The sequence below is a fragment of the Bacillus sp. Marseille-P3661 genome, assembly GCF_900240995.1.
Taxonomy (GTDB): Bacteria; Bacillota; Bacilli; order Bacillales; family Bacillaceae_J; genus OESV01.
Map to the genome: position 1 here is coordinate 699109 of NZ_LT965953.1, position 25284 is coordinate 724392.

At 35.1% G+C, this 25284-nt stretch carries 27 protein-coding genes; 19 read left to right on the forward strand and 8 right to left on the reverse strand.

Features of this window, described 5'->3' with window-relative positions; all coding sequences use genetic code 11:
• The first annotated feature begins 180 nt into the window (after window positions 1-180).
• Complete coding sequence (locus tag C1724_RS03135; protein ID WP_308410486.1) at window positions 181-1788, forward strand: amidohydrolase; 1608 nt, start codon at window positions 181-183, stop codon at window positions 1786-1788.
• A 46-nt stretch (window positions 1789-1834) separates the two neighbouring features.
• Here C1724_RS03135 and C1724_RS03140 read toward each other — a convergent pair whose 3' ends face one another.
• Window positions 1835-2635 carry an NAD kinase gene (locus tag C1724_RS03140; RefSeq protein WP_102345279.1) on the reverse strand — a complete coding sequence of 267 codons (801 nt, stop codon included), beginning with the start codon at window positions 2633-2635 and terminating at the stop codon, window positions 1835-1837.
• 249 nt (window positions 2636-2884) lie between these two features.
• Here C1724_RS03140 and sppA point away from each other — a divergent pair, with 249 nt between their 5' ends.
• The 9 genes from sppA (at window position 2885) to C1724_RS03190 (ending at window position 10564) form a co-directional block, all read left to right on the forward strand.
• Window positions 2885-3895: a signal peptide peptidase SppA gene (gene sppA / locus C1724_RS03145; protein ID WP_102345280.1), complete on the forward strand. Its 1011-nt coding sequence runs from the start codon at window positions 2885-2887 to the stop codon at window positions 3893-3895.
• Window positions 3896-3910: 15 nt separating this feature from the next.
• Window positions 3911-4468 carry an RDD family protein gene (locus C1724_RS03150; protein ID WP_258000268.1) on the forward strand — a complete coding sequence of 186 codons (558 nt, stop codon included), beginning with the start codon at window positions 3911-3913 and terminating at the stop codon, window positions 4466-4468.
• A gap of 89 nt (window positions 4469-4557) precedes the next feature.
• Entirely contained in the window at window positions 4558-5277 is a 720-nt protein-coding gene (locus C1724_RS03155; RefSeq protein ID WP_102345281.1) for a DUF2953 domain-containing protein, read from the forward strand.
• Window positions 5213-5731: a GerW family sporulation protein gene (ytfJ, locus tag C1724_RS03160; protein WP_258000269.1), complete on the forward strand. Its 519-nt coding sequence runs from the start codon at window positions 5213-5215 to the stop codon at window positions 5729-5731. The genes C1724_RS03155 and ytfJ overlap by 65 nt, the downstream gene beginning before the upstream one ends.
• A 149-nt stretch (window positions 5732-5880) precedes the next feature.
• Window positions 5881-6381 carry a thiol peroxidase gene (gene tpx / locus C1724_RS03165; RefSeq protein WP_102345282.1) on the forward strand — a complete coding sequence of 167 codons (501 nt, stop codon included), beginning with the start codon at window positions 5881-5883 and terminating at the stop codon, window positions 6379-6381.
• A gap of 183 nt (window positions 6382-6564) precedes the next feature.
• Window positions 6565-7536 carry a class I SAM-dependent methyltransferase gene (locus C1724_RS03170; RefSeq protein ID WP_102346717.1) on the forward strand — a complete coding sequence of 324 codons (972 nt, stop codon included), beginning with the start codon at window positions 6565-6567 and terminating at the stop codon, window positions 7534-7536.
• Window positions 7537-7704: 168 nt separating this feature from the next.
• A complete protein-coding gene (locus C1724_RS03175) occupies window positions 7705-8892 on the forward strand; it encodes an acetate kinase (RefSeq protein ID WP_102345283.1) in 1188 nt (395 codons plus the stop codon).
• A gap of 299 nt (window positions 8893-9191) precedes the next feature.
• Window positions 9192-10043 carry an EcsC family protein gene (locus C1724_RS03185; RefSeq protein ID WP_102345285.1) on the forward strand — a complete coding sequence of 284 codons (852 nt, stop codon included), beginning with the start codon at window positions 9192-9194 and terminating at the stop codon, window positions 10041-10043.
• A gap of 8 nt (window positions 10044-10051) precedes the next feature.
• Window positions 10052-10564: a MogA/MoaB family molybdenum cofactor biosynthesis protein gene (locus C1724_RS03190; RefSeq protein WP_102345286.1), complete on the forward strand. Its 513-nt coding sequence runs from the start codon at window positions 10052-10054 to the stop codon at window positions 10562-10564.
• Window positions 10565-10770: 206 nt separating this feature from the next.
• Here the strand turns inward: C1724_RS03190 and C1724_RS03195 are convergent, their stop codons facing one another.
• Window positions 10771-11085 carry a hypothetical protein gene (locus C1724_RS03195; RefSeq protein ID WP_102345287.1) on the reverse strand — a complete coding sequence of 105 codons (315 nt, stop codon included), beginning with the start codon at window positions 11083-11085 and terminating at the stop codon, window positions 10771-10773.
• A gap of 262 nt (window positions 11086-11347) precedes the next feature.
• Between C1724_RS03195 and C1724_RS03200 the strand changes: the two genes are divergently transcribed.
• From C1724_RS03200 to C1724_RS03210, 3 genes are all read left to right on the forward strand, one after another.
• The gene (locus tag C1724_RS03200) at window positions 11348-12556 is read left to right on the forward strand and encodes an argininosuccinate synthase (RefSeq protein WP_102345288.1); all 1209 of its coding nucleotides are present in this window, start codon (window positions 11348-11350) and stop codon (window positions 12554-12556) included.
• Window positions 12553-13932: an argininosuccinate lyase gene (argH, locus tag C1724_RS03205; protein ID WP_258000270.1), complete on the forward strand. Its 1380-nt coding sequence runs from the start codon at window positions 12553-12555 to the stop codon at window positions 13930-13932. Before C1724_RS03200 ends, argH begins: the two co-directional genes overlap by 4 nt.
• Before the next feature lie 281 nt (window positions 13933-14213).
• The gene (locus tag C1724_RS03210) at window positions 14214-15674 is read left to right on the forward strand and encodes a sensor domain-containing diguanylate cyclase (protein ID WP_102345290.1); all 1461 of its coding nucleotides are present in this window, start codon (window positions 14214-14216) and stop codon (window positions 15672-15674) included.
• Window positions 15675-15993: 319 nt separating this feature from the next.
• On the opposite strand, the gene C1724_RS03215 is transcribed toward C1724_RS03210, so the two are convergent.
• A complete protein-coding gene (locus C1724_RS03215) occupies window positions 15994-16446 on the reverse strand; it encodes a universal stress protein (protein ID WP_102345291.1) in 453 nt (150 codons plus the stop codon).
• 117 nt (window positions 16447-16563) lie between these two features.
• Between C1724_RS03215 and C1724_RS25415 the strand changes: the two genes are divergently transcribed.
• From C1724_RS25415 to ald, 3 genes are all read left to right on the forward strand, one after another.
• A complete protein-coding gene (locus C1724_RS25415; protein WP_180994108.1) occupies window positions 16564-16704 on the forward strand; it encodes a hypothetical protein in 141 nt (46 codons plus the stop codon).
• 105 nt (window positions 16705-16809) lie between these two features.
• Window positions 16810-17175, forward strand: coding sequence for a hypothetical protein (locus C1724_RS03220; protein WP_102345292.1), 366 nt, complete (start codon window positions 16810-16812; stop codon window positions 17173-17175).
• Between the two features lie 207 nt (window positions 17176-17382).
• A complete protein-coding gene (gene ald, locus C1724_RS03225) occupies window positions 17383-18501 on the forward strand; it encodes an alanine dehydrogenase (RefSeq protein ID WP_102345293.1) in 1119 nt (372 codons plus the stop codon).
• Between the two features lie 146 nt (window positions 18502-18647).
• On the opposite strand, the gene C1724_RS03230 is transcribed toward ald, so the two are convergent.
• Window positions 18648-19748, reverse strand: a complete 1101-nt coding sequence (locus C1724_RS03230; protein ID WP_102345294.1) for a M24 family metallopeptidase — start codon at window positions 19746-19748, stop codon at window positions 18648-18650.
• A 225-nt stretch (window positions 19749-19973) separates the two neighbouring features.
• Here C1724_RS03230 and C1724_RS03235 point away from each other — a divergent pair, with 225 nt between their 5' ends.
• Complete coding sequence (locus C1724_RS03235; RefSeq protein ID WP_102345295.1) at window positions 19974-20663, forward strand: metal-dependent hydrolase; 690 nt, start codon at window positions 19974-19976, stop codon at window positions 20661-20663.
• A gap of 190 nt (window positions 20664-20853) precedes the next feature.
• Window positions 20854-22170, forward strand: a complete 1317-nt coding sequence (locus C1724_RS03240) for a DRTGG domain-containing protein (RefSeq protein ID WP_102346718.1) — start codon at window positions 20854-20856, stop codon at window positions 22168-22170.
• A gap of 121 nt (window positions 22171-22291) precedes the next feature.
• Here C1724_RS03240 and C1724_RS03245 read toward each other — a convergent pair whose 3' ends face one another.
• The gene (locus tag C1724_RS03245) at window positions 22292-22597 is read right to left on the reverse strand and encodes a YtpI family protein (RefSeq protein WP_102345296.1); all 306 of its coding nucleotides are present in this window, start codon (window positions 22595-22597) and stop codon (window positions 22292-22294) included.
• A gap of 286 nt (window positions 22598-22883) precedes the next feature.
• Between C1724_RS03245 and C1724_RS03250 the strand changes: the two genes are divergently transcribed.
• Window positions 22884-23831: a DHH family phosphoesterase gene (locus C1724_RS03250; RefSeq protein ID WP_102345297.1), complete on the forward strand. Its 948-nt coding sequence runs from the start codon at window positions 22884-22886 to the stop codon at window positions 23829-23831.
• 59 nt (window positions 23832-23890) lie between these two features.
• On the opposite strand, the gene C1724_RS03255 is transcribed toward C1724_RS03250, so the two are convergent.
• The 3 genes from C1724_RS03255 to C1724_RS03265 form a co-directional block, all read right to left on the reverse strand.
• The gene (locus C1724_RS03255) at window positions 23891-24088 is read right to left on the reverse strand and encodes a hypothetical protein (RefSeq protein WP_102345298.1); all 198 of its coding nucleotides are present in this window, start codon (window positions 24086-24088) and stop codon (window positions 23891-23893) included.
• A 103-nt stretch (window positions 24089-24191) separates the two neighbouring features.
• On the reverse strand, window positions 24192-24695 hold the full coding sequence (gene ytrI / locus C1724_RS03260; protein WP_102345299.1) for a sporulation membrane protein YtrI: 504 nt from the start codon (window positions 24693-24695) through the stop codon (window positions 24192-24194).
• Window positions 24692-25030, reverse strand: coding sequence for a YtrH family sporulation protein (locus C1724_RS03265; RefSeq protein WP_102345300.1), 339 nt, complete (start codon window positions 25028-25030; stop codon window positions 24692-24694). The genes ytrI and C1724_RS03265 overlap by 4 nt, the downstream gene beginning before the upstream one ends.
• Window positions 25031-25284 lie beyond the last annotated feature (254 nt).

Genomic DNA, 25284 nt, shown 5'->3' on the forward strand with positions numbered 1-25284 from the left:
AGGCTGAAACATAGTCAGAATACTAGCCAGATTCTGACACAAAAGAGGAAAAAAGCCGAAACCTAGTCAGAATACAAATCGCATTCTGACTCGGACAAGCAAGAACTTTCGCTTACTGTTTTGAATAATATACTCATAATATGTTATCTTTCTTGTACTAGGTTATTTTAGAATGGAGAGATGGAAGTGGGGACTCTTTGGTATGGTGGAACGATTTACACCATGGAAAGTGAATATGATACTGTAGAGGCAGTATTTGTCCAGGATGGAGTTATTAGTGCAACAGGAAATCTCGAAGAGTTGAATGAGCGGTTTCAAAGTGTAATAACAGAAAAAGTTAATCTTAAAGGAGCGACGATGTTTCCTGGTTTTGTAGATAGTCATTTACATATTATTGGTCATGGCGAAAAACTGTTGAGATTAGATTTGTCCACTAAAAGATCAGCAGATGAGATCATAGATTCACTTAATAAAAGAGTAAAAACAACGTTGGAAGGAGAGTGGCTCATCGGAGAAGGATGGAATGAAAATTTATTGCCGGATCAAAAAATATTTCACTGCACCGAGCTGGATGAAATAGCTCCAAATAATCCGATGATGTTAACTCGTGTCTGCCGACATGCAATGGTTGTGAATACAAAAGCTTTAGAACTTGCGGGAATTGATGATAATACACCTGATCCTCCAGGGGGTGTTATTGTCCGAGATGATTCAGGAAAAGCCACAGGATTTTTACTAGATCAAGCTCAAGAACTTATAAAAAGGGTTATTCCTACAGTTAGTAAAGAGTATTTAAACAAAACACTAACAGCTTCAATTGACCATTTACATAGCTTAGGTCTCGTTGGTGGCCACACAGAAGACTTAAATTATTATGGTGGTTTTAATCGAACATTTGATACATATCTAGATGTAGTTGGTAACAATTCGAGGAAATTTAGAGCAAATTTGTTGGTTCACCATGAGGTTGTAGAGGATATGCACAAAGCAGGATATATAGTAGGTGAAGTTACACCGTTTGTGGAACTAGGAGCGATGAAAATTTTTGCAGATGGAGCACTTGGGGGCCGAACAGCATTATTAAGTAAGCCATATGATGATGCACCTGATACATCAGGTGTAGCTATTCACTCTATAAATGAGCTTGAAAAGCTCGTGCAAAAGGCAAGAGATTATAATATGCCGGTTGCCATACATGTGATTGGCGATTTAGCTTTAGAATATGCGATAAGAGCTATCGAAAAATACCCTCCTAAGTCTAATCAGCGCGACCGACTAATTCACTGCCAAGTATTACGAAACGATTTGCTTACAAGAATGAAAAAGCTACCGTTGATTGCGGATATTCAACCTAGCTTTGTTGCATCTGATTTTCCATGGGTAATTGATCGGTTAGGAAAAGAGCGGGTAAAGCTATCTTATGCTTGGAGAACCTTATTAGACGAAGGAATCATTTGTGCAGGTGGTTCAGATGCTCCGATAGAGGACGTTAATCCATTGTTAGGGATTTACGCAGCAGTTACAAGAAAACATCCTGAACAAAATCATGGGAATAATGGATACTTCATCGATCAAGCCCTTACTGTTTATGAAGCTATTCAGTTATTTACGATCGGCAGTGCTAAAGCAATCAATCGTGAAAAGAATAGAGGGCTCATTAAAGAGGGTTACATAGCTGATTTTACTATCTTTGAGCAAGATTTAATGAAGACAGATATAGAACAAGTATTGTCAATAGAGATAAAAATGACTGTTGTTGATAATTCGATTGTCTATAAAAGAGAATAAGCTCCGATTGGGAGCTTTCTCTTTTGGTGGAATTATTAAACAACTCTTATAAAAACTGCCTTTGCACCTTTTCCCAGAAAGAGTTGTCTTTTAGTTTTACTGTTTTGACTTCTTTGTCACCTAATTTTATTTCAATTCTTTCTATATGTTGAATGCTTAATGCTTCATTATCCATCCCAATTACAGGGTAGTCATTACCGTCTTGGACAATGTCTAATGTTAATTTTCTTTGACCACTTAAAATAAACGATGAACCCAGTGTTCGGTAGCGATTATTATTTAGAGATCCTAGTTCGCTTATTTGTAAACAAGGAAGTAAAGGATCTACTACTGCACCTTTTACGGATTTATTATAGCCACTGCTGCCCGTAGGAGTTGAAATGATTAAACCATCTCCTCTAAATGTTTCGAATGGCTTTTCGTCTATACTAACTTCCATTACAAATGTTTTAATGATTGAAGAGCGAACGGTGCATTCATTTAAACAATAAAAAGAAGTTTGGCCATCTATGGTTACACTGATAGTTGGGTAACGTCTTACTTCAATTTCCTCATTTGCCATAGCATCTAATATTTTTTGGGTATTACTTGTATGAAAATCGGCGTAAAGGCTAGGAACATCTGTATTATTAATACCTATGTATAAAGCATCATCACGAAATCCTGTTTTCCTAACTGCTTGAAGAAAAGTTCCATCTCCGCCCACACTAACAATGATATTTGCTTTTGTATGATCTTCAACTGCTTTGAAATTATAATCATTAGGTAGTGCTTTTAGAGCCTCGACTTGTTGTTTTGTTTCTTCTGTATTTTTATAAAAAAAGAAAACATTGCGACGGTCTGGCATTTTATGCCCTCCTTTGATGTTAATGTTGCTTAAAGAGTTAGCCTTCCTAAACCTGCAAAGAAAATACTGGATATATATTCTAATGCTAATATAAGTAACTATACTAATCCTAGTTTTCTATTTCAATCAATCATTTATTAAAGATTTTTTAAAGTAATTTTGTTACACTGTGTGATAGTTGTTAGAATGTATGGTAAACATGGGAAAAGACGGCTTACAGCCAGGTGGATAGTAAAAGGAGGCAGTTTTGTGAACGGGAAACGTTGGTTAGCATTAGGAATTGCAGTTGTTCTGTTTTTCTTTTCTTTAGGAATCGAGTTCCTTTCTTCAATAGCATTCAGTGATGTGGAGAATTTTGGATCGGTTTGGATGGAAGATATGGATCAAGAATTCTTTGAAGATGTAATGGAGAAGGGAACAGAATTAGGAAGCATTGCTGTATTGGAAATAAACGGAGCCATTCAGGATATAGGGGATGTTGAATCATTCTTTCAATCTCCGACCTATAATCATCGAAAGTTTATGAGGATGCTGGATCATGCTGGACGAGATGACAGTGTGAAAGGAATCATAATTCGAGTTAATTCCCCAGGCGGCGGTGTAGTGGAAAGTGCTGAAATTCACGATAAGATTTTACATATAAAAGAAGAGTTTAAAAAGCCTGTTTTTGTATCTATGGGAAGTATGGCTGCGTCTGGTGGTTACTATGTATCTGCCCCTGCTGACAAAATTTTTGCAAGTCCTGAAACAATGACAGGGTCCTTAGGAGTCATAATCCAAGGAATTAACTATGCTGGCTTGGCTGAAAAATATGGAGTGAAATTTGAAACGATAAAGAGTGGAGAATTTAAAGATATAATGAATCCAGCGCGAGATATGACAGAGGAAGAAAAACAGATTTTGCAGACAATGGTTAACAATTCCTATGAGGGTTTTGTTAATGTCATATCTAAGGGAAGAAATATACCTGTAGATGAAGTACGAAAAATTGCAGATGGTAGAATTTATGACGGCCGACAAGCAAAGTCACTGGGGCTTATTGATGAATTTGGATATTTAGATGACACCATTTCTGCAATGAAAAAGCTTGATGGAGTTGGAGATGTCAATGTTATTCGATATGAGTCTTCATTTGGATTTGATACTCTTTTAAAAGTTGCAAGTCAAAGGATATTTGTGGAAGATTATCAGTTACTAGGATTAACTGAGCTCATAACGCAACCGAATTCTCCGCGGTTAATGTATCTTTATGCTAGATAGAAAGGTGGGATTATCTTGGAACGTCCGAATGATGAAAAAATAATAGAGACTGGTAAGTTAAACGGGTTCGAACAACATGATAGCAAGCCGCCTTTAGTAAGCACAAGTAAAGAGAATCGAAAATACGTTTGGTTTGGAGGATTTTGGATTCGTTTTTGGGCTTATATGATTGACTTGATTGTAGTAGGAAGTTTGAATCGTATTATAATTGATCTGCCATTGAGATGGACGGGTTTTTCAGTTGACGATTCTAGTATGCTTTCGACAATAGGTATTTCAACTGCGGTTATGATGTATTTGTATTTTATTTTATTGACAAAAAGGTTCGGTCAAACATTAGGAAAAATGGTATTTGGATTAAAAGTTATTCAAAAGGATGAACAACAACTTAGCTGGTCTGCTGTTTTTTTTCGCGAATTTATAGGGAAGTTCATATCAAAAACTGCATTATTTCTTGGGTTCATCATGATAGGTTTTAGCCCCAAAAAACAAGGATTGCATGATTGGTTTGCAGATACTATTGTAATACAAGAAAAAAAAGGAATGTTTCTTTCAAATATAAAGGCAAGTTAATTGTTGTATAAACCTGTTGTCTCTTTTAGAGCAGCAGGTTTATTTGTATATTCATGGGAGATAATGGAATAAGAAGGGGGGGATGGTAAGTGAAATGGTTTCTTATTATACCTTTAGCGATAATTGCTATTATATTATTAATTTCTATTATTAAATTAAAGATTAAAGTTGATATATTACATACTCTAGACGATGATCATATCAAACTAACAGTAAAAGCACTATTTGGATTAATAACATATAAGTATGAAGCTCCATTAATAAAAATTGATAAAGAGACTGGGAGTGTTGTTGTTGAAAATGAACAAAAGGTCGGTGAAGAAGAAAAACAAAAAACAATAAGGAAAAGGAAGACTAAAATTACACCAAAAGAAACGTTAAATGGTTTAGAAAAAGCGAAGGATTTTTTGCAAAAGGTTGTTGGTTTACATTCAATTGTCAGAAGAATGTTAAGCCATTTTTCAGTTTCAAAATTTGAATGGAAAAGTTCAATCGGTCTGGGTGATGCGGCATATACAGGAATGGCAACAGGCTTTTTATGGACGATTAAAGGTACAGTCGTAGGGGTTGTTAGTCAATATATGAAATTGAAAGCCAGGCCTGATCTAGCAGTCACACCATTGTTTCAGGAGAATTTTTCGCATACTAGGTTTATAGGTATTTTTTCTTTTCGAATCGGGTATGCTATTGTCGCGGCCTTAAGTATCGTGAGACATTGGAAGAGTACTAAAGGAGGACAACAACATGTCAGAACATCCAATTCAGGGCTTAATGACAACAGCTATGGAAAGCTTAAAGCAAATGATTGATGTAAACACAATTATTGGAGATCCAGTAGAAACACCTGATGGTAGTGTTATTTTAACAGTTTCTAAAGTTGGCTTTGGATTTGCAGCAGGTGGTAGCGAATTCCAAGTTCAAGGTAGTGGTGGCGGAGACAACAGCGGCCTACCATTTGGTGGAGGTAGCGGGGGTGGAGTTTCTATAACACCAATTGCTTTTTTAATTGTAAATTCATCTGGAGTTAAAATGATTCATCTTGATGAAAGCACGCATTTGTATGAACGTTTGCTTGATCTAGCACCACAAGCTGTTGAAAAAATTCAAAACATGATGAGTAACAAAAATAAAAACAATCAGGATAACCAAGGTAATCAAGGCAACCAAAGTCAAAACCAAAACCAAAATAATTCAAATCAACAGCAAGGATATAATCAACAACAAAACCAACAAACACAATACTACCAAGATCCACCTATTTAAAAAGTTAGCATTATGCTAGCTTTTTCTTTTGTATTGTTTCTTCTTATTATCCCAATGGATAATTTTTGTAATAATTCCTATAAATGTTTATAATTTAGAATAGTGTAGATAAAATAAATACACACAGTGAAATGGGAGGAGTTAGGATAATGGCAAACGTAACATTTAAAGGGAATGAAATGACACTTATTGGTCAAGAAATTAAAGTAGGGGACCAAGCCCGGGAATTTAAAGTGTTAGCTAATGATTTAACTGAAGTGACACTTGCTGACACAAAAGGGCATGTAAGATTGGTTAGTGTTATTCCTTCGATAGATACTGGAGTTTGTGATGCTCAGACAAGACGTTTTAACGAAGAGGCAGCAAAGTTAGAAAATGTAAAAGTATTAACAATCAGTGTGGATTTACCATTTGCCCAAAAACGTTGGTGCGGAGCGAACGGTATCGAAAATGTTCAAACATTGTCTGACCATCGCGAGCTGTCTTTTGGCGAAGCTTATGGAGTTTATATGAAAGAGCTACGATTATTGGCGCGAGCAGTGTTCGTAATTGACAGTCATGATAAAGTTACATATGTTGAATATGTCGCTGAAGCAACAAATCATCCTAACTACGAAAAAGCTATTGAAGCAGCACAAAATGCAAATTAAAAGTAGACCCCTGATATTGAAACATCAGGGGTTTTTGATATACATCCCGTTTAATGTTTTAAATAGTGGTTAATCAATAGTAATACAAATTATATTAGTAGGTCTTATATATAAGCTTATGGTAAAATGAAGAATTGAGATAATTTTGTAAGGAGAGATAGTATGGTAGCCCCTGTAATGAATATGGAGACGTTATTCCGAATCTTTGATGAAACAGCAATAATCTTAAAAAAGGAATTAGATTTATCATATTTAGAAGCACTAGCAGAAACCGGAGAAAATATATTTGAAAACCAAATTTTACAAGAGGTAAATGATTTTACAAAAAAGCGTCTGTGGAAGGCATATGATTCGATTAAAATGGAGTTAACTAATAAAGAAGATATAAGAAAATCTTTTCAGTTAGCGATATTAAAAGGAATGAAGGAAGCTATTCAGCCTAATCATGAAATGACACCTGATGCTGTTTGTTTGTTCTTTAGCTATTTAGTTGAAAAAATTATGGTTTCAAAACAGCATTATAGTCTCATTGATCCTGCATATGGTACTGGTAATTTAGTAACAACGATTTTAAATCATACTAGTAAACCGATAAAAGCGTATGGCACTGAAATTGATGATACCCTTATAAAACTTGGGTATGTAAGTGCTAATTTGCAACAGCACGAAATTGAATTATTTAAGCAAGATGGTCTACAGCCGATTTTTGTTGAACCGGTTGATGTAGTTGTTGCAGATTTACCGGTGGGCTATTATTCAAATGATATAGTAGCTGCTGATTATGAGCTAAAAGCTGAAAAAGGGCATTCATATATACATCATTTATACATAGAAAAAGGGCTGAAACATCTAAAAGATGGTGGCTATTTTATCGCGATGATCCCAAATTTCTTATTTGAAAGTGATGAAGCTCCAAAACTAAACAAATTTATTAAAGACCAAGCGATTATTTTTGGTTTACTACAACTTCCTTTATCAATGTTCAAAAATGATAAGCATGCTAAGAGCATTTTTATATTACAAAAAAAGGGCGAAGGTATTGTCGCACCTAAACAAGCTCTACTAGCTGAACTACCTAGTTTCTCAAACAAAAAGTCAATGGAAGGTATGATTCAACAAATCGATAACTGGTTTAGCACGAACTTATCATTCTAGTTTGGATTAATGACATTACTGATAAACAGAATATTGATTGATTTTTGACATTGAAACGGCATGTTTTAATAATGATTAAATTAGAATTGGCTAAATGTAGCATACTAATCTTAGATCAATCTAGAGATGATAATTATTAACTCATACATAGAAGGAGCTGTCGCTTTCATGTCCAAGATTTTAGCAATCAACGCAGGTAGTTCGTCTTTAAAGTTTCAATTATTCGAAATGCCTTCGGAAACAGTGTTAACAAAAGGCCTTGTTGAGAGAATAGGCCTTAATGATTCGATTTTTAATATTACTGTTAATGATCAAAAGAATAATGAAACCTTACATATATCAGATCATGCCGTTGCTGTAAAGTTGTTGCTCGACAAGCTGACAAGTCTTGGCATAATCTCTTCACTCGATGAAATTAATGGGATAGGCCATCGGGTCGTGCATGGTGGCGAAGAGTATAGTGAATCAGTGTTAATAACAGATGAAGTTATTCAAAAAATTGATGAATTGTCTGAATTAGCACCACTTCATAATCCACCGAATTTAATTGGAATTAAAGCTTTTAAAGAAGTCCTTCCAAATGTCCCAGCTGTGGCTGTGTTTGATACTGCTTTTCACCAAACAATGCCAGAGAAGTCATTTCTATACAGCTTACCGTATGATTACTATAAAAAATTTGGAATTCGTAAATACGGATTTCATGGTACCTCGCATAAATATGTATCCCAACGAGCAGCTGAATTATTAGGTCGTCCACTTGAAACGTTGCGACTACTTTCATGTCATCTTGGTAATGGCGCAAGTATTGCAGCCATTCAAGGTGGAAAATCGATTGATACATCAATGGGATTCACCCCATTAGCGGGTGTAACAATGGGAACAAGATCAGGTAATATTGACCCTGCACTCATTCCATACATCATGGAGAAAACAGGGAAAACAGCTGATGAAGTTTTACAAGTATTAAACAAAGAAAGTGGTATGCTGGCAATTTCCGGATTTTCTAGTGATCTACGTGATATTGAGATCGAAGCTGATAAAGGAAATCATCGTGCTGAGCTCGCGTTAGATGTGTTTGGATCAAAAATTCACAAATACATTGGTTCATATGCGGCTCGAATGGGTGGGGTTGATGCAATTATTTTTACAGCAGGAATTGGTGAAAATAGTGATGTTGTTCGTGCCCGTGTCTTACAAGGTTTAGAATTTATGGGGGTATATTGGGATCACGATTTAAATAAAGTGCGCGGTAAAGAAGCGTTTATTAATGTACCTCACTCACCGGTCAAGGTTATCGTAATTCCAACAAATGAGGAAGTAATGATTGCAAGAGATACATTACGGCTAACAGCATAAGAATCAGACGAGGAAGGGGCAAAACTCTTCCTTGTTTTTTAATGGATTAGAAAGCGCTCCAGCGCCTTGCCCCTCGGGGTCGAAGACGCACAGGATGTGCTAACACCGGCGTTGCTCACAGGACGTGGGCAGCACTTAGGGAAAAATACAGGCGCTTACGCTTTTCTCTGTCCAGCTACAGTGCCTAGCCTTTCGGGTTTCTCAATGGCTGCTATGCTTTTATTAATTGGAACATTTGCCCAAAAACCGTTAAAATGATTGTATAGTGTATTGTAGATTGGTTTAAAGGGGGAATCGCATTGGATTGGTCAGAACGAGAAAAACATGTTTTTAAGCAAATCGAAGCTTGGGAGCAAAATTTATTACAGTATGAACCGACAGATTTTGAGAGAATGTATGATAAATGGATTATTCGTGGTTTTGATAGATTAGATTCTAATGTTAAAGAGCAATTTTTCAAAAGCTTAGATAATTGGCTGTTTCATTTACACGCATTTATTCAAAGCTCTGATTCTCAAATGAATGCTAGAGAACGGTTGTTAAAAGAAGCGCGAATTTTTAATGAACAAATCGACCAAATCTCCGATATGAAACAATTATCAATTGACCAATTAGTATACATAGCAGACCAACAAATCGCTAAATACAGAATATATTCCTTCACACAAGGTGGATTGGCAGGTACAGGAGGAGCCCTTTTAGGAGCTGATATTCCAGCAATGATCGTCTTAAATCTTAGGGCGGTACAAAATGTCGCACTCGTATATGGCTATGATGTAAATGTGCCATTTGAAATGATGACATCTTTAAAAGTATTTCACTCCGCAACACTTCCGAAGCGTATGCGTGGTGCAGGGTGGGTAAAGTTAGTGGAAGAGGCTCAGCAAATAGAAGAGCATTATTACTATCTATATGAAAAAGATGAAGACTTAACAGATGAATCTTGGTTTGAGCAACCGTTGATTCAAATCCTAAAATCGATCGTAATGATGATGTTTCGTAACAAACTAATCCAAGGTCTACCCCTAATTAGCATGGCAGTTGGAGCTAGTATGAATTATAAGTTAGCAAGGCAAGTAACCGATTTCGCACATAAGTATTATCAAATGAGATATTTACAAGATAAACAGAATTCAGATTTTTGGAGTTGATTATAATAATGAGTGTAGAAGAGCATAAACAACAAGCACCTAAGGTTGTCCGCTGTATGGTTATTACCGTTAGTGATACTCGAACAGAGGAAACAGATAAAAGTGGACAGCTGATGCAATCCTTATTAAAAGAAAGTGGCCACCAAATTACTAAATATGAGATTGTAAAAGATGAACAATCTGAAATAAAAGCAGCTATACTAGCGGGTTGTAAAGACTTCGAAGTAGATTGTGTGTTAATTAATGGTGGGACTGGAATAGCTAAACGAGATGTAACCATTGAAACGGTTCAACAATTGCTTGAGAAAGAGATAGTTGGTTTTGGGGAATTATTTAGAATGTTAAGTTATACCGAAGATATAGGCTCCGCGGCTATTTTAAGCAGGGCAATCGCTGGTGTAGCAATGGATACACCAATTTTTTCGACACCTGGCTCTAGTGGTGCTGTAAAGCTAGCTATGAATAAATTAATTCTTCCAGAGTTAACACATGTAATTCGTGAAATACGCAAAGATACGTAAAAAAGGCTAATAAAAGCCTTTTTTGTACTTGAAGAAAGAATAATTTTTTAAGGATTAATGTATAAGGAATGAGGGCCTGTAGGTCTTCCACTAAGACATCGTAATTTGCCAATTTGGCAAATTACGTGTTTTTCTAATGGAATACACTAAGATGAAAATAGTTTAAGGCCCCACCTTATCTTAACGAAAGAATTCTATTCTCACTATTATTGATGAACTTTTTCAGAAAGGTCTTGATTAATACGATAATAAAGCCATAAGTCGTTAATTACAGAAGCCAGCTCCGCAATTTCCGAATTTAATTGGCATGAGATTTCAAAGACTTCTTCCTCGTCCAGCTGTGCTTGTTTCTTATTGATGGTCTGTTCTAACTCTTTAATTCGGTCTGGTATATGACCTCGAATTATTTCCCATTGTAGTAGGATTTCTTGTTGTACTTCTTTATTATATTGATCCCATTCTCTATCTAACTCTGGTACTAAAATACCGAGACGTTTATTTTCAATGAAAAACTCTCCCATAAATCTAGCCCCCTACTTTGCTACTGTCACTATTTTTATTTTACAGTATATTAATAGTGATATCCATTTTGAAAATTCATAAGTTTTTTTTGAAATTACCTATTGAAAAATCACAAAAAAATTGTTAGAGTATATTCTATCAATAATGAATAAAAAATAATCGTTTATTTTTAAGGGGACAAGAAATCCTCTTTCATTTTTGCATATGATGAATAAATATAAATAAAAAAGAATGTTTATACACATCAAGGAGGAGTAAAAAATGGCTAATAAAAAATGTGTGCTTGCTTATTCTGGAGGATTAGATACATCTGTTGCAATAAAATGGATTTCAGAACAAGGCTATGATGTAATTGCGGTTTGTTTAGATGTCGGTGAAGGAAAAGACTTAGACTTTGTAAAAGAAAAAGCATTAAAGGTTGGAGCAGTCAAATCAGTTGTAATTGATGCTAAAAATGAATTTGCTGAGCAATATGTATTACCATCATTATTTGCAAACACTATGTACGAAAACAAATACCCACTTGTATCTGCATTATCACGTCCACTAATAGCTAAGAAGTTAGTTGAGATTGCAGAACAAGAAGGCGCAGATGCAGTTGCACATGGTTGTACTGGAAAAGGAAATGACCAAGTTCGTTTTGAAGTATCATTTGCAGCTTTAAATCCTGATCTAGAAGTAATTGCTCCTGTTCGTGAGTGGAGCTGGTCTCGTGAAGAAGAAATTGAATATGCAAAGAAACATAACATTCCAATACCTATCAATTTAGATAGCCCATACTCAATTGACCAAAATCTTTGGGGACGTGCTAACGAATGTGGTATTTTAGAGGATCCATGGGCAGCACCACCAGAAGATGCTTATGATTTAACTAATTCAATTGAAAATACACCAGATACGCCAGATGTAATTGAAATAGAATTTATTCAGGGAAAACCGGTTACATTAAACGGTAAGATGTATGCTTTAGATCAATTGATTCTAGAATTAAACAAACTTGCTGGTAAGCATGGTGTTGGACGTATTGATCATGTTGAAAACCGATTAGTAGGTATTAAATCACGTGAAGTATACGAAGCTCCAGCGGCAATTACGTTAATTAAAGCACATAAAGAATTAGAAGATTTAACACTTACTCGTGAAGTTGCGCATTTCAAACCAATTATTGAAATGAAACTTGAAGAGGTAATTTACAATGGCTTATGGTTCTCACCATTAACCGATGCTCTTAAATCATTTTTAACTGAAACACAAAAAACGGTAACTGGTACTGTGCGTATTAAACTTTTCAAAGGCCATGCAATTGTTGAAGGACGTAAATCAGATTACTCATTATATAATGAAAAATTAGCGACATATACAAAAGAAGACTCATTTGATCATACGGCAGCTATTGGCTTTACGAAGCTATGGGGTCTACCAACACAAGTGAACAGCATGGTGAACGGAAAAAAGAAGGTGAACGCGTGAGTGTAAAAAAACTTTGGGGTGGACGTTTTCAGAAAACCGCAGAGGAGTGGGTCGATGACTTTGGTGCATCGATCCACTTTGATAAACAGCTTGTTGAGGAAGATATTCAAGGTAGCTTAGCGCATGTTACAATGCTTGGCAAATGCGGCATCTTAACAGAAACAGAAACAACCCAAATTAAAGATGGTCTACAAACTTTATTAGATAAAGCAAAAAATGGTGAATTGGAATTTTCTGTCCAGTTTGAGGACATTCATTTAAATATTGAGAAGCAATTGATTGATTTGATCGGACCAGTGGGTGGCAAGCTACATACAGGCCGTAGTCGAAATGATCAAGTTGCAACTGATATGCATCTTTATCTTAACAAACAAGTAAAAGAAATCATGGAAGGAATACGCTCATTACAGCAGGCCTTAGTGAAACAAGCAGAACAACATGTAGAGACGATCATTCCTGGGTATACTCATTTACAAAGAGCACAACCGGTTTCGTTCGCACACCACCTACTTGCTTATTTTTGGATGCTTGAGCGTGATTTCCAGAGAATGAATGAATCACTGAAAAGAATTAACGTATCACCACTTGGTGCAGGTGCTCTTGCAGGGACTACATTCCCTATTGATCGCGAATATACAGCAGAGTTATTAGGTTTCGAAGGTGTATATCATAATAGTTTAGATGCGGTTAGTGACCGTGATTTCATTATTGAGTTTTTAAGCAATTCATCAATGGTTATGATGCACTTGTCTCGTTTTTGCGAAGAATTAATTCTATGGTCAACATCTGAATTTAATTTTGTTGAAATTGATGATACATTTGCTACTGGAAGTAGTATAATGCCACAAAAGAAAAATCCTGATATGGCGGAGTTAATTCGTGGTAAAACGGGTAGAGTATATGGAGCGTTATTTGGATTACTCACAGTAATGAAAGGAACACCACTTGCCTATAATAAAGATTTCCAAGAAGATAAAGAAGGCATGTTTGACGCTGTAAAAACAGTGAAGGGTTCTTTAGAAATTTTTGCAGGTATGATTGACAGTTTAAAGGTAAAAACAGATGTCCTTGAGAAAACTGTAAAAGCAGATTTCTCAAATGCAACTGAGCTTGCAGATTACCTTGCGACAAAAGGGATGCCATTCCGTGATGCGCATGAGGTAGTTGGAAAACTAGTGTTCACCTGTATTCAAAAGGGAATATATTTACTTGACTTAAAAATGGACGAGTACAAAGAGGCATCATCGTTATTCGAAGATGACATTTATGAAGTACTTCGACCGAAAACTGTTGTAGCTCGTCGAAACAGTATAGGTGGTACAGGCTTTGAGCAGGTAAAGCAGGCTTTATTAAAAGCAAAGGAAATAGTTGGATAATCATAAGGTAATAATTTATTTTGGATAACAAGCTAGCACACAGGTCATTGTTAAGGAACATGATCTAGTGTGCTTTTTTGTTATAACCAATGGATAAATACAAACATAATAGCGACATTTTAAGCAAGGAATGTGCTATCATAATATTTGAAATTGAAATTCACTACATAAAAAATTGTAAAAAAGGTTCTTGGATCAAAACAATAGATATTTATCATTGACTCTATTTATTAATTTATTTATAAATAAACAAAGTAAGTTCATTAATTGGAGTGGAATTTGTGAAATACACAGGAAGATTTTTCATCTTATTATTTTCCATTAGTATTTCTGTTATTGAAACGTTTTTTGAAGAAATTACGATGTTGTCAATCGCAGAGGCGTTTTTTTTTGCTACGTGTGCTTTTTTAGTAGGTTGGACACTTGATAAATCCAACTTTTATCGTAAACAAGCAGAATTAAGTGAAAAACATAATAGAGACTTAATAGAGTCTTCACCAGAACCGATTTTAGTTTACCAAAATGATGAGATTGTATTTGTAAATGATAAATTACTGAAACTAGTTCAGAGAAATGCTCAAGATATTATTGGGAAATCAATTTTTGATTTTCTGCTGCCTGATTATCATCCTCTAGTAAAGAGACGTATGAAGGAATTGAATAATCGTAAACAAACCGTTGATCGAATTGAATTAAAGATAGCTGTAGGCTCAAATCGGGTAATGGATATCGAAGTTTCTTCAGCTTATATTACTTATAATAACAAACCTTCTATAGAAGTTTTTTTAAGAGACGTAACGGGCAGAAAAATACTTGAAGATAAGTTAAGAAGAAATGAGGAGCTTTATCGATTTATCACAGAGAATTCAACAGATATCATTTCATATTTAAAACCCAATGGTATGTATGAGTATATCTCACCATCTTGTAATCAATTTTTGGGGTATAAACAAGAAGAAATAATTGGCACAGGAATTATTAGGTATTTGCATCCTGAAGAATCCAAAAGAATTCTTCAGCTTATAATAAATGCAGAATCAAGCCTCGATTTTGTTTCATTCTCACACCGATTAAGAAAAAAAGATCACTCATATATTTGGCTAGAAACCAATGTTAGAGCAATCAGACATTCTAATAAAAGATTGGAAGGGATTGTGTCTGTATCAAGGGATATAAGTGAGCGTATTCAAAAGGAAAAAGAACTTGAAAAAACGAATGAAATGTTACTCTATCTATCAAAAATGGATGGTTTAACAAGCATTCCAAACCGTCGGTTTTTTGAGGAAAAGCTACAAGAAGAATGGTTTAGAACAATGCGTCATTCAACCTCATTATCTGCAATGATGATTGATATTGATTATTTCAAAAAATATAATGATCATTATGGTCACCAAGCGGGTGATACATGTATTAAGCTAATTGCCAACGTTTTAAAATCAACTTTAAAGAGGCCAGGCGATTTTGTTGCAAGATATGGTGGTGAAGAGTTTGTCGTATTATTACCAGAAACAGGCCATCAAGGTACGGCATATTTAGGTGAGCTATTTTTAACGAATATTAGAGACCTCGAATTAATAAATGATGTTTCAGAAATTGGAAATTATATAACAGTTAGTATTGGTTGTGCTACCTTAATACCAACCGATCAACATAAACCAGAAGAGTTAATTAAACTAGCAGATCAGGCATTATATGTAGCCAAAAAGAAGGGCCGGAATCAGGTTGTTAGTAGTAATCATTAAATAAGCAAACCCTCTGAGTTAGAAAGGATTACTTCGGACGTATTTTTTTATATCAATATGACTCGTAATATGATTATTACCTTTTTTCATGATGCTATATGAGTAATTGGCTTTTTATTTTTATTAAGTAAGACTTTTACTGATAGAATTTTGTTTATCGGATCAAAGGTCATAGGGACGATAGCCTTAGCTATCTTACTGGTTTTTGCGATCTTAACAAATTGGTAGCACGGTAGATTACTAACTTCTTAAGTTTAAATGTTCTAAAAAAGGCTTGGAGCATAGACCAAGCCTTAACTATTTTTATTAGTTATTTATCTTAGTTTTCTTCAAACTCTCTCCGAACGACTAGAACGTCGCATTTTGCATAGCGAGTAATATGTTCGGAAACACTACCTATGAAGAATCGCTCTACTGCATTTAACCCTGTGGCACCACAGATAATTAAGTCTACTTCAAAGGAAGGAGCCATTTCCTTAGCAATTTTCACTTTAGGAGAGCCGTATTCAACTATTACATCAACATTGGTTAAACCTTTTTCGATTGCTTCTTTTTTATGGTCTTCTACTAATTCATTTGCAAAACGTTCTGCTCTTTCAGCAATAGAACGATCATACGCTTCAACTGTTGCGAAAGAACGTGTATCTACAATATGTGCAATGATTAGTTTAGATTCATTTCTTTTTGCGATTGTAACAGCTTTATGAAATGCTCTTTCAGACTCTTTTGATCCATCAATAGCAACCAATATATTTTTATAATTTAGGCTCATAAATAATTCCTCCCGGAAAATTTAATCTTTCTATACTTAAAGTATACATCAAAAAATTGACAGTAATTTTCTGAAATATGTTGATTTGGTGACAATTCCCATAAAGGTGGCGTAATGATGGAAAAAGAAACTTATAGTAATATAGTACATATGGATCTAGTCGAAGATTTTGAAACGGTACGACTAATTGCAGAGGTTTATAATAATGGTGGCTATATTGACAGTTTACATGAAGAATGGTGCGGAATAGAGACTTAAATATATAGAGTAAGGTTAGTTGGCATCAAAGAGATGTCAGCTTTTTTTATAATACCGAATATATTCTTCCTTTTCTTGGAACCCTAATTTCAGGAGGTGTGGTATATGTTTAAATTTTTACCTATTCTAATTATTTTGTTTTTAGCAATCCCATATGTAACCACTTCTGAAGTAGATATACTGAACTGTGCATCCTTTAAATTAACAATTAAGTCTAAAGGTGAAGAAATAGAATGGGAGTATGAAAATCCTGACGAATATGAAATTGAGATTGGTAACAATGTTATAAAAGATGAAAAAGCAAAAAAAGAGATCAATGCATTATTTAATGACTTGGCACTTACTAAACATACAGATGTTAATCAAGTTGTTGACGTGATGAAAAATCGAGGATTTAAAGATATCGATGAATTAGTAATTAAGGTGAAGTTTCATGATGAATATTTATGGACTTGGACATGGAATAAATAAGTATTTTAGTTTTTTAATATGGATCAGGAATGTTATGAATGAAATTTGTACTGCTCACATTAAATTAGGTTTAACCGTAAGATTAGTTATGAATACAGTATAGTAAGGAATAGTTTATACCTGTTGGACGTCATATATGGACTAGTTTTAGTTATCTTTAAATGGACAGGTATAAGAATCATCATTTAGTAATTTGGAGGAATTATCATGCGGATTGGCGTACCTATGGAGATTAAGAATAATGAAAATAGGGTTGCGATGACTCCTGCAGGTGTACATCATTTAGTAAAACTAGGGCATGAGGTATACATCCAAAAAGATGCTGGTGCTGGTTCAGGCTTCACAAATGAGCAGTACATAGAAACAGGTGCAAAGATTGTTGAAACTGCTGAAGATACCTGGTCTATGGATATGGTTATGAAAGTAAAGGAGCCAATAGCTGAAGAATATAAATATTTTCGCCAGGAATTAATTCTGTTCACTTATTTGCATCTAGCCCCTGAACCCGTCTTAACAAAAGAACTATTGAAAAATAAGGTCGTTGCGATCGCTTATGAGACAGTAGAGTTACCTAATCATTCTTTACCGCTGCTTATTCCTATGAGTGAGGTTGCTGGGAGAATGGCGGCTCAAATCGGTGCTCAGTTTCTAGAAAAACCAAATGGGGGAAAAGGAATTCTATTAGCAGGTGTTCCAGGTGTACAGCCAGGAAAAGTGACCATTATTGGCGGTGGAGTAGTGGGGACTAATGCAGCAAAAATTGCGGTTGGTCTAGGCGCAGATGTAACCATAATTGATTTAAATCCTGAACGGTTGCGTCAGTTAGATGATATATTTGGTTCGAGCGTCAAAACGCTTATTTCCAATCCATTTAATATAGCGGACTCAGTAAAACAATCGGATTTAGTAATTGGGGCTGTATTAATTCCAGGTGCTAAAGCCCCACGCTTAGTGAATGAAGAAATAGTGAAATCTATGACGCCTGGGTCTGTCATTGTTGATGTAGCAATTGATCAGGGTGGAATTTTCGAAACGGTTGATAGAATTACGACACATAGTAGTCCAACGTATGAGAAGTATGGAGTTGTTCACTATGCCGTGGCGAACATGCCAGGAGCTGTACCTAGAACGTCTACAATTGCCTTAACAAATGTAACAGTGCCATATGCTGTTCAAATTGCTAATAAAGGATATAAAAAAGCATGTTTGGAAAATGAAACCTTACGAAAAGGTATTAATATATTAAACGGCTATGTCACACATGCAGCAGTGGCAAACGCACATGGCCTAGATTATTATGATGCAATACCATTGTTAAATAGTTAATAATTATAGCTATAGCAAAATTAACCGACTTAAGAAAATTCAATTTAGGCGAATAGCCGAAGAAGGACACGCATAAAAGCTGATTGTGCTTTCTTCGGCGATTTAATATGGTTTTCGGAACTAATTATAAATCTATAATAATGAAGTTACTTTTTAATAACTTGTAACTCCTTTGGATATTTCGTTAATATTTCAACTCCATCTTTTGTGATATATAGATCATCTTCGATTCGAACTCCCCCTACAGCTGGTACATAAATACCTGGTTCTATCGTAAAAGTCATGCCATGTTGCAGTTTGCTAGTGTTTGTTGAATTCATTGAAGGGAATTCATGAACATCAATTCCGAGTCCATGACCAATACGATGGGTGAAGTAATCACCATATCCAGCCTTTTCAATGATACTTCGCGCGGTTGTATCAATTCTTCCGATCTCTTCTCCCGGTTTACAAATTTCAATGGCCGCTTGTTGAGATTTAAGGACAGTATCATATATTTCATGTTGTTTGTCAGAAATAGATTGATACGCAATTGTTCTTGTTATATCCGAGCAATAACCATCTAAAATGACACCTAGATCGAACAGAACAAGGTCTCCACTTTGAATTTTAGTTAGATCTGGTGTGCCATGTGGTGAAGCTGTTTTTGCTCCTGTCAGCACCATTGTTGCAAATGACATTTGTTGGACGCCCTTTTTCTTCAATTCAAACTCAATAGTTGCAACTATTTCTAGTTCAGATTTACCCTCGCTTATAGCGTTAACACCAACTTCAACACCAAAATCTGCAAGCTCAGCCGCTTTTCTTAAGATGGATAGCTCTTTCTCATCTTTTATTAATCGGAGTTGGTTTAAAAATGGCTCAACATTTGTGAAAGCTGTCGCAGGAAAATGTGACAGTAATTCTTCATAACGTTGAATGGAAAGGTGTCCTTTTTCAACCGCGATAGCATTTACGTCTATATTTCTCCTTTTAACAGCTTGCTGAATGAACTCCCATGGATTATCAATATCGGAATACCCAACAATCTCATGTTTCCATCCTGATTCTTTAGCAGTATCGACTTCCATTTTAGGGCAGATTAAAAAAGGTTCGCTGTTAGAAAATACACCGATTCCTACAATCCGTTCATGTGGTGTTGTATAAAATTGACTTAAATAATAAATGTTTGGAGTTGATGTAATAAATGAAAAGCTAATATCTTCAGTTTTTAACCAGCTCATTAGTTTGGTAATACGTTGTTCCATAAATATAAGCTCACATCCTATTAAATTGATAACCTAACGTTGGTTCACGATCGTGATCAACAAAAAAAGTTGATCGCGTTGTTTTCTATTGTAATACAAATATTAACAAATCTTAGGGTATGAAGTAAATGGATTATCCCTAAAATGAATGTTGTGAAGGAATTCAGAATAGTAATGTCGTACATATAGTTGAACGATTAAAAGCTGAAAAAGGAGGAAAATAAAATGAAGGTATCATTTCATGGACATGCTGCTGTAATAATTGAGACAGCAGACAAAAAAATCATTATTGACCCGTTTATTAATGGAAATAGTCTTAGTGACCTAAAGGTAGATGATCTAAAAGTAGATAATATTATTCTAACTCACGGACATGGTGACCATTTAGGCGATACAGTTGAAATAGCAAAAAGAAACGATGCCCTTGTAATAGCGCCTAATGAGTTAGCAGTTTACTTAGGCTGGCAAGGAATAAACGCGCACCCCATGCATATCGGCGGAGCACGTCAATTTGATTTTGGGAAGGTAAAGTTTACGCAAGCGTTCCATGGCTCATCGGTTATTGATGAAAATAATAAACAAATTGTTTATACCGGTATGCCTGCAGGCGTTTTAATCTCAAATGAAGGAAAAACCGTTTATCATGCTGGAGATACAGCTTTATTCTCGGATATGAAATTAATTGGTGAGCTTAATAATATAGATCTTGCTTTACTGCCAATTGGCGATAACTTTACAATGGGACCTGAGGATGCGGTCTTGGCCGCAAAATGGCTCAATGCAAAAACGGTCGTTCCTATCCATTTTGATACATTCCCAGTAATAAAGCAGGATGGACAACGTTTTATTTCTAGCTTAAGTGAACATGGTATTAATGGTAAAATCCTAACTCCAGGAGAAACCATTGAGTTATAAATACTAAATAATTAGGATGCTCTAACTATATGTTAGCGGCATCTTTTTTTACAAATTCGTACTGTATTTTGTGTCAAAAACTCTACTTATACTGCGTTTGCATTGAAGTCGGAACTATCTAGAAGTATAATTAAGAGATCAGTAGAACGTAATCGTCTGTAAATGGACGTTTGAAGGTATGGTGAAAAAAGTGGCAACTAAGCATGAGCAAATATTACAGCATATAGAAACTTTAGAGGTTGGCAGTAAGATATCAGTTCGACAAATTGCAAAAGATTTAACTGTAAGTGAAGGTACAGCTTACCGTGCAATTAAAGATGCGGAAAACAAAGGACTCGTTAGTACAATAGAGCGGGTTGGAACGATTCGAATTGAAAAAAAGAAAAAAGAAAATATCGAAAAATTAACATATGCAGAGATTGTTAATATTGTAGATGGACAAGTACTTGGTGGGAGGGAAGGTCTTCATAAGACTTTAAACCGTTTTGTAATTGGTGCCATGAAAGTTGAAGCAATGATGCGCTATACAGGAGCTGGCGATCTTTTGATTGTTGGAAACAGAACAAGAGCACATGTAGAAGCGCTTAAAGCGGGAGCTGCCGTATTGATTACCGGTGGTTTTGACACTGAGGAAAGCACGAAACAATTGGCAGATGATTATAAATTGCCCATCATCTCAACGAGCTATGATACTTTTACAGTAGCAACGATGATTAACAGAGCAATATATGATCAGTTAATTAAAAAAGAGATCGTTGTTGTTGACGATATTCTAACATCTGTGGATCGTACGTTTTTTATGAAAACAACAGATCAAGTTGAAAATTGGTACGAACTAAACCGTGAAACAGGCCATAGCCGTTATCCTGTTGTTGATGAGAACATGAAAGTTCATGGTATGGTGACATCAAAGGATGTATTAGGTGTAGAACGTACAATCACCATTGATAAAGTAATGACAAAAAACCCTCTTACAGTTAATGCAAAGACATCTGTAGCCAATTCTGCTCATATAATGGTTTGGGAAGGGATCGAGGTATTACCAGTTATTGATGATAGCAATCGTTTGCTGGGAATAATAAGTCGTCAGGATGTACTGAAGGCTTTACAGATGATTCAGAGACAACCACAGATTGGTGATACAATTGATGATATCGTAACTAATCAGTTTGCAGAAATTACTGAACATGGTAGTAAAGAAGAAGTATATGAGTGTAAAATAACGCCACAAATGACAAATCATCTCGGTACGATTTCATACGGTGTTTTTACAACAATAGTGACAGAAGCAGGGAGCCGGGTACTTCGCAGCTATAAAAAAGGTGATCTTGTAATAGAAAATTTAACTATTTATTTTATTAAGCCCGTTCAAATTGAAACAACGTTATCCATTCATCCAAAGGTTTTAGAGGTAGGACGTAGGTTTGGTAAAGTAGATGTTGAAGTTTATAACGAAGGTCATTTAGTAGGTAAGGCTTTAATAATGGCACAGCTTATTGATCGTTAACCAGTTTTAGGATATTAACTATCTCCTTTATATAACAAAAGGTCATGCCGAAAAATAACGACATGACCTTTTGTTAACAATAAGAATAAATATCTACACATGCTTGTCTAGCGTTGCTTTTCTAAGTGTTTTGTTGTTCCTCAGTCTCTTTTATAGCGCGTGGTTGGTAAAATCTGTACATTCTAAACCCTTGAATCGAATAAATCAACCCAACTATTAAAAATACCATTCCAACTATATTAGCGGTTGTAGTTTTCCAAATAATGATTTGATCTAATCCGAAGAAAAGCATAAACAGACCAAGTGTGATCGTTGCTTTACTTGAAAGCCATTGTCTATGATTAGGTTGTTTCACCCTGAAATATTTAACACGAAAAAATAAATATAAGGCAATACAAATAATTGATAATACACCAAAAATAGGCATGTGTAAAAATCCTCCAATTTTTCTCTTATTTCATATATTATTGTAACATTAAAAATGATCATATGGTTTAATAATTATAAATGGAAAATGATAATGATCATGGTTTTCGTTACCTGCTGTGGGTGCAGTAACCATAAAGTACGTAGATTGTAAATGTATAGCCATCATGATTTTATCTCTATGATGACTTGTAGTGCATGTATTCCCGTTCAAGGGGTAGGCAGTAGATTGTAGAGAGTACACATAATGTAATTTGAATCAAATTATCCATTAAAGGAGATCGTTAATGAAAACTGAAATACTTAATTTAATTAAAGAGTATGATAAAATAATCATCCATCGACATGTCCGTCCTGATCCAGATGCAATTGGTTCGCAAGGAGGGCTAGCCGAAATCATTAAGGTTTCATTCCCAAAAAAGCAGGTTTATGTTGTTGGGGAGATGGATAGTTCGCTTGAATTTCTTAATAAAATGGACAGCATTCCTAACGAGTATTACTCTGGTGCACTTGTAATCGTATGTGATACAGCGAATACTGAGCGAATAAGTGATGAAAGGTATTGTTTAGGCGAGAAACTTGTAAAGATAGACCATCACCCAAATCATGATCCATATGGTGATATTGTTTGGGTAGATACTACTGCAAGTTCTGCAAGTGAATTAATATACGAGTTTTATTTATATGGTAAAGATAATGGCTTAATAATAAACAGCAGCGCTGCAAGGTTAATTTTTGCTGGAATTGTTGGAGACACAGGACGCTTTTTGTTTCCGAGCACAAATATAAAAACATTTCGCTATGCAGCGGACTTATTAGAGTATAATGTTAATCCAACTAATTTGTATGATCAATTATATAATACAAAAATGGAAGTCGTGCAACTTCAAGGCTATGTGCTACAAAATTTTAAGGTATTAGAAACAGGAGCTGCTTACCTTTCATTAGATAGAGGAACAATTGCAAAATTCAATGTAACTCCATCTGAAGCATCGCAGTTAGTAAGCATACTTGGTAACATAGAAGGGGTATTAGCATGGGTGTTTTTTGTGGAGGAAGAAGATCAAATTAGAGTTCGATTACGCTCAAGGGGACCTGTAATAAATACTATTGCACAAAAGTTCAACGGTGGCGGGCATCCGTTGGCATCTGGAGCTACAATTTATCATTGGGAAGATACATCTGCAGTAATTGAAGAATTAAACAAGGCCTGCATACAATATAAACATAATTAATTTAAAAAAAATATAAAAAGTATGGTGGGTTACCCTTGAACGGTACCACCATACGTAGGTTATGTTATTGTTTTTCGTTCAATGGGAATAAACCAATAGCCTTTGTCTGTTTCATCAATATGAACTTCGACTTTCAATGATAATAATTCTCTTTTGATTAAACGTGCAATTTCGCCCGTTTCAGTAAATGCAGAAAAACCGCTTTTAATTTGTTCAACCTTGGTGCGAACAAGAGTAGTCGTTGAAATAACAAGCATATTGATCCCCCTCTCCATATGGGAAATTGTATTATATTTCTATTGTATTAAATGGAAGGGTAGATGTCGCTTGTCAGATGTGACAAAATTCGGAAATTTCATATTAATTTAGTAATTCTACTTTCAAATAAAGGTCTAACCTAGTAAATAAAACGAGCTGATGTACTTTAACTTGATACTTTTGACCTTCAAGTGTAATGATCTTATTTTCGATCGTTTTAATAATTAACGCTCTATTATTTGCAACTGTTTCGATATCTTGTTTTATTAAAGAATTTATGTCTGTTATGATTGCTTCCCTAAGGTTATATTTTGTATATTCATTAAGTAATAGTTTTTTCTCGTTAGTAAAATATATATTAATTTCCTCAATGGTTAACTTCTTTTTATTGGCTTCGTTTAATTGTTCATAGTCTTTTTGCCAGATCTCTTTTTCATCTTCAAGTTCTCTAATTATAGACTGCTGCTTTAAAACTAAGTTAATTTGTTTATCCTGCAGTTCACCAAACATATATAAAAAAAGCAACCATCCTAGTATCGAACCAACAAACACACCTGCAAAAAATCGTTGCCATGAACGCATTTTAAAATAAGGTGGAATTCTCATTGGAGCATGTTCTCCTGAATCAGCCAATTAATTATTGTTGCACCTGTCTGGGTGCCGCCCATTGCCGCTACAATTAATAATATTTGTTTGAAAATATCTAACGGAACACCATCAAATAAGCCTCTTTGAAAGTTTGTAATTGCATCAAAGGTGCCACCGATTGCCGCAACGATCGCCCATATTTTTAGACTCTTTGCAATACGGCCAATAATCGTCAACGGGGGTTCACCAACTAAAAATGCACCAATTCCACCTATTAAGGAGCCTCCAATCATTACACCTAAAGCGATAAAATAACAATTAATCATTGAAGCCATAAAGCGTTCTTCCACCATGCTGCCAACTCCTCAAAAAAACAAATTCTCTTACTCTATACATATGGAAAGAGTTGGACTAGTATGTTGTTTTTAATACATGATGAAAGATAAAATTATATGCAGCTTTAGTGATAAGAAAAATTGAGTATCGTAGGAAAAACATGAGGTTAAGTGGTTAATCGACACAGATATTTACGTAAGATTACGTATGTGGCGAAATTATTGTCACACTACTATATAATAGGAATAGCGAAGTCATTAGCTATTTACAG